Here is a 5,020-nt window from a genome sequence, read left to right as displayed (position 1 = left end):
GGTGGGGCGTTTGGGGTGGCGGGCGTCGCCGGAGGAGCGGCCGGTCAGGCGACGCCGGATCCAGGGGGCAAGGTGTTGGCCGGCCCAGCGCATGTCGGCGCTGCGGGCGGAGAGCCACGGGGTCGGCTCCGGAGTCGGCGGGACCAGCAACCACTCCTCGTCGCAGCCGACACCGAGGGCGGTGAGCACCTGACCGGCGACCCGGCGATGTCCGGCCGGCGAGAGATGCAGCCGGTCGGTGCTCCACAGCATCGGATGGAGATACGTGTCGTCGGCGTACAGGTCGACAAGGATCGCGCCGTGACGTTCGGCGGTCTCCCCCACCGCCCGGTTGAGCAGAGCGACCCGGGGTGCGATCAGCCGCTGGCCGGGCAGCCGTGCCATCACGTCGGCGAACCGGAAGAGCACCACGTCGGCACCGCCGCCGCGCAGCTCACCGACCACCTTCTCGAAGCGGCTGACCAGCGCGTCCGGATCGAAGGACCGGCGCAACACGTCGTTGCCGCCGGCCGCGAAGCTGATCAGGTCGGGCTGCATCGCCAGCGCGGCCGGCACCTGCTCGGCCACCACGTTCGGGAAGGTGCGCCCGCGGATCGCCAGGTTGGCGTACTGGAAATCCGGACCCGCCTCGACGGCCAGCCGGGTGGCGACCAGATCCGCCCAGCCCCGGAAGCTACCGTCCGGGTAGGGATCGTCAAGCCCCTCGGTGAAGCTGTCACCGATCGCGACATAACTGCGCCAGCGCACCGCCCCGTCCCTTCGAGAGAGAAGGAGGGGCCCCCTGTTAACGCCTCGTGTATAGGAAGGGCCCCCTATTAACACCGCGCAGTCTGGCACCGGCCAGGCTCACCGGGCTGCCCCGCCGACCGGAACGTGGCAGAGGTCATCCGCCGGTAGGATCACGCCTCGATGGACAGCCGCACGGCAGGTGTCATGGTCTCCGTGGCCGCCGGACACGTCGTACTGTCGGACCGGCGTACGCAACGCCGGTGGCCGGTCGCGCTGGCGGCGTACGAGATCGCCGCGCTGCCCGTGACCCAGGCCGAGTACGCGCAGGTCACCGGTGCGCGGCCAAGCGCCTTCACCGGCGCGGACCTGCCGGTCGAGAGCGTCTCCTGGTGGGACGCGGTCCGCTACTGCAACGCCCGGTCGCAACGGGAAGGGCGCACGCCCGCGTACCGGCTGGGCGGTGACGATGTCGAATGGGACCGCACGGCCGACGGCTACCGGCTGCCGACCGAGGCCGAGTGGGAGTACGCCTGCCGGGCCGGCACGACCGGACCACGACACGGACCGCTTGACGAGATCGCCTGGTACCGCGACAACTCCGGCGAACGCCCCCATGACGTCGGCACCAGAAAACCAAACCCCTGGGGCCTGTACGACATGCTGGGCAACGTCTGGAACTGGTGCTGGGACGTCTACGACGCGGAGGTCTACGGCAGCTATCGGGTGCTGCGCGGCGGCGGCTGGTTCGACGAACACTGGAGTTGTCGTGCCTCGGTGCGCCGCCGCAGCCACCCCACGTTCACCGTCGATGACGTGGGCTTCCGCGTCGCCCGCGCCGACCCGCGCTGACCGCGCCCACCTGGCGCGGTCAGACCCCGCGGAGCAGGTCGAGCAGCCCGTACCCGTCCTCGATCCGGGCGTCCGGGGCCAGTTCCGGGGCGTCGGGCTCGCGGTCGGTGCGCGGCGAGCGCATGAGCACCGCCACCGCGACCCCGGCCCGCCGGGCGCAGGCGACGTCGCGATGCAAGCTGTCGCCGACGAACCAGCATTCCCCGATCGGTACGCCAATGGCGTCGGCGGCCAGCGCCGCGAAGCGCGGGTTGGGTTTCCGCAGCCCGGTCTCGTCGCTGTAGAACTCGTCGACGAACAGCTCGGACAGTCCGGCGTGCGCGAGGAAGTCACGGTGCGCGGCACCGCAGAGGGTGTTGCTGACCACGGCCATCGGCACTCTCGCCTCGGCGGCCGCCCGCAGCGCCTCCGGGATACCAGGCCGCACCTCCCACTCGGCGCGCCAGGTCCACGCGTACGCCAGAGAAGTGGCCTCGCGCTCGACGGCGGCCCGCGCCGGTTCGGGCCAACCGTGGGTGACGAAGTCGGCCCAGACCCGGTGGTGCGGCAGCTCGATCGGCTCCGCCGAGGCGCTGATCTCGTCGCGCCAGAGCGCGTACGCCCGCGCGCCGTCACGCAGGTCCGCCGCGATCCGGTCGGCGGGCAGCGCCGCACCGATCACCTCGGCCACCCGGCGCACCATCGCCGGCTCCGCCGCCCCACCCACCGGTGCGTCCGCCAATACTCCGCCGAAGTCAAGCAACAACCCACCCGGTGCCCGCGTCATCTCCTCATTCTGGCCTAGATCCTGGTCCGGCAGCGCCCTGGCGACACCCCGCGGACCAGCGTCTCGATCCTCACGAGCGGTGACGGGAGAGGGCCCAGGCGATCAGACCGCTCACCGCGCCGACGATGGCGCCGGTGAAGAGGCTGCTGATGGTGGCGAAGATCCGGATGATCATCGTTTGGTTGCCAGGGGCGAGGTCGCTGAGGTTTCCGCCGAGTGCCGGCGGTTCCTCGAACGCGGCACCCCAGAGCAGTTGGTGCGTCAACGCCAGCAACACGCCGTAGAGCAGGCCGACCACGAGCAGGGTGAGAAACGGGTTGGGCACCCTCCGGGCCACCACGACCGAGATCCACACCACCAGGGGTACGACCACCAGCAGCAGGTTGACGAGGGTGCCCTCGTGCACCAGGTCCAGATCGTGCAGGATCACCCGGGGCAGTCCGAGCAACGCGAGCCCGCACAGGGCGGTGAACGGCAGACCGAGCGTACGGCGTTGCTGGCCCGCTTCGCGGCGGCCCGGCGCGGGTCCAGGTACGGAGGTCATGGCGGCAACTCCCGAAAGTGTTAAGAAGGGGCCCCTGCTCTACCTGAGGCGTTAGCAGGGGGCCCCTCCTTTCTCCCGCATCGGGGTGGGCGGGTGGTACGTCGGTAGGCGACTGCCGGTGTCGCCTTTTGACGACTCCGGCGCACCTGATCAGCGCCGTACGCTGAGTTCGTGGCCGGTCGAGCGAACGCGTGGGCGTTCCGCCCATGGGGCGTCGACGTGCTGCTCGGGGCGGGCGTCGCCGCCACCGTCTCGGTCGTCATCACCGCCAACGAGGGCGGCCGGCACGGGCCGGATCGGGTCGCGTACCTCTGGGCGGTCGGCCTCGGCGCGCTGATGCTGGCCCGACGCCGTTACCCGGTGGCGGTGCTCGGCGTGACGGTGCTGGGCCTGTTCGCCTACTACGCCGCCGGTTATCCGGCGGTCGGTCTGGCGGTGCCGGTGGCCGCCGCCCTCTTCTCCGCCGCCGAGTACGGTCGGCTCGCCGCGGCGGTGAGCGTCACCGTGCTTGTGGTCGTGGTCTCCGTCGGCTTCCGCCTCGCCGAGGGGCAGGACTTCTCCTTCGTCGTCGGCTACGAGCTGGCCGGGCACGTGCTGCTGATGGGGGCGGCGATCGCCCTCGGCGACAGTGTGCGCTCACGCCGACGCGCGCAGGCCGACGCCCAGCGGATCGCCGAGCTGACCGAGGCGCGTTACCAGCAGCAGGCCGACGCCCGGGTGCAGCAGGAACGGATCTCCATCGCCCGGGACCTGCACGATTCCCTGGGTCACACCACCTCGGTGATCGCTCTGCACGCCGACGTCGCCCGTGAGGCGCTGGGTCGTGACGACGACGTCGCCCGCTCGGCCCTGGAGTTGATCAGGTCCACCGCCGGCCGCAGCATGGCTGACCTGCGCCGCACGGTGACGTTGTTGCGGTCCCCCGACGAGCGACACCGGACCGTCGTCTCGCTCGCCAATCTCGACGCGGTCACCCGGGCCGCACACGCCGCCGGCTTCGACGTCGTCCTGGACGTACGCGTCGACGACGAGCTACCCGCGTCGGTCGAGGCCGCCGCGTTCCGGATCGTGCAGGAGGCGATCACCAACGTGGTCCGGCACTCCACCGGCAGCCGGGTCGAGATCCAGGTACGGCAGAACGGGCCGCAACTGACCCTGTCGGTGCTCGACTCCGGCGCCGACCAACCCAGCGCCGGCGTCAGCGCCGACCAGTTCGCTGCCGCGCAGGTCAGCGACGCTCAGAACAGCCAGACGACCACCGGTCCCGGCGGCCATGGCATCACCGGGATGCGGGAACGCGCCGAGAGCCTGGGCGGCACGCTCACCGCCGAGCCTCGGGCCCAGGGTTTCCTGGTACGAGCTGTACTACCCGTCGAGGGGGCCGGATGACGAGCGTGCTGGTGGTCGACGACCAGGATCTGGTCCGGGCCGGTATCCGCACCCTGCTGGCGGCCGATCCGCAGCTCACCGTCGTCGGGGAGGCAGCCGACGGGCGTACCGCGATCCGGCTGGCCCGCCAGTTCCAGCCGGATGTCGTACTCATGGACATCCGCATGCCGGTGCTGGACGGCCTGGCGGCCACCGCCGCGATCCGGGCCGACAGCACCCTGGCCGCGACCCGGGTGCTGATCCTCACCACTTTCGACGACGATGCGGACATCATCGAGGCGGTCCGGCTGGGCGCCGCCGGCTACCTGTTGAAGGACACTCCCTCCGAAGAGCTGCGCCGGGCGGTGCACACGGCGGCAGCCGGCGGCAACCTGCTCTCGCCCACGGTCACCCGCCGGGTGATGGAGCGACTCGCCGCCGTGCCGAAGCCGCCCCGGCCCGATCCCCGGCTGGACGTGCTCACCGAACGGGAGCGTGCCGTGCTGACCCGGGTCGGGCTGGGTGAGACGAATGACGAGATCGGCCGGGCGCTGTTCATCAGCCCCGCCACCGCCCGCACGTACGTCAGCCGCCTGCTGGCCAAACTGGACGCCCGCGACCGCACCGCCCTCGCCGTCATCGCCCACCGCGCCAACCTCACCCCACCTCCACCCCCACTTCGCGGTTGATCAAGAAGTTTGCGTCGGCCGACGCGCGATTCCAGACGCAAACTTCTTGATCAACCGCGAAGTGGGGGTGGAGGT

At 71.3% G+C, this 5,020-nt stretch carries 6 protein-coding genes; 3 read left to right on the top strand and 3 right to left on the bottom strand.

Annotated features, from left to right (window positions below):
* The coding region (locus C1I93_RS28270) for an SGNH/GDSL hydrolase family protein (protein ID WP_111246314.1) at positions 1 to 747 on the bottom strand (747 nt) is incomplete at its 3' end.
* A gap of 162 nt (positions 748 to 909) precedes the next feature.
* Between C1I93_RS28270 and C1I93_RS28265 the strand changes: the two genes are divergently transcribed.
* Complete coding sequence (locus C1I93_RS28265) at positions 910 to 1,578, top strand: formylglycine-generating enzyme family protein (protein WP_111246313.1); 669 nt, start codon at positions 910 to 912, stop codon at positions 1,576 to 1,578.
* Positions 1,579 to 1,597: 19 nt separating this feature from the next.
* On the opposite strand, the gene C1I93_RS28260 is transcribed toward C1I93_RS28265, so the two are convergent.
* Positions 1,598 to 2,344 carry an HAD family hydrolase gene (locus C1I93_RS28260; RefSeq protein WP_111246312.1) on the bottom strand — a complete coding sequence of 249 codons (747 nt, stop codon included), beginning with the start codon at positions 2,342 to 2,344 and terminating at the stop codon, positions 1,598 to 1,600.
* A gap of 70 nt (positions 2,345 to 2,414) precedes the next feature.
* On the bottom strand, positions 2,415 to 2,888 hold the full coding sequence (locus tag C1I93_RS28255; RefSeq protein WP_111246311.1) for a hypothetical protein: 474 nt from the start codon (positions 2,886 to 2,888) through the stop codon (positions 2,415 to 2,417).
* A 171-nt stretch (positions 2,889 to 3,059) separates the two neighbouring features.
* Between C1I93_RS28255 and C1I93_RS28250 the strand changes: the two genes are divergently transcribed.
* Together C1I93_RS28250 and C1I93_RS28245 are read left to right on the top strand one after the other, a co-directional pair.
* The gene (locus tag C1I93_RS28250) at positions 3,060 to 4,277 is read left to right on the top strand and encodes a sensor histidine kinase (protein ID WP_111246310.1); all 1,218 of its coding nucleotides are present in this window, start codon (positions 3,060 to 3,062) and stop codon (positions 4,275 to 4,277) included.
* Positions 4,274 to 4,945, top strand: coding sequence for a response regulator (locus C1I93_RS28245; RefSeq protein WP_111246309.1), 672 nt, complete (start codon positions 4,274 to 4,276; stop codon positions 4,943 to 4,945). Before C1I93_RS28250 ends, C1I93_RS28245 begins: the two co-directional genes overlap by 4 nt.
* Positions 4,946 to 5,020 lie beyond the last annotated feature (75 nt).

The organism is Micromonospora endophytica (assembly GCF_003236305.1).
Classification (GTDB): domain Bacteria; phylum Actinomycetota; class Actinomycetes; order Mycobacteriales; family Micromonosporaceae; genus Micromonospora; species Micromonospora endophytica.
Note: the sequence above shows the minus strand (reverse complement) of the source record. Positions and strands in the feature narration are given on the sequence as shown.

Excerpts from the sequence above, each read along its gene's own strand:
- C1I93_RS28265 (WP_111246313.1), top strand. The coding sequence starts at position 910 with ATGGACAGCCGCACGGCAGGTGTCATGGTCTCCGTGGCCGCCGGACAC.
- C1I93_RS28260 (WP_111246312.1), bottom strand. The coding sequence starts at position 2,344 with ATGACGCGGGCACCGGGTGGGTTGTTGCTTGACTTCGGCGGAGTATTG.
- C1I93_RS28245 (WP_111246309.1), top strand. The coding sequence starts at position 4,274 with ATGACGAGCGTGCTGGTGGTCGACGACCAGGATCTGGTCCGGGCCGGT.
- C1I93_RS28255 (WP_111246311.1), bottom strand. The coding sequence starts at position 2,888 with ATGACCTCCGTACCTGGACCCGCGCCGGGCCGCCGCGAAGCGGGCCAG.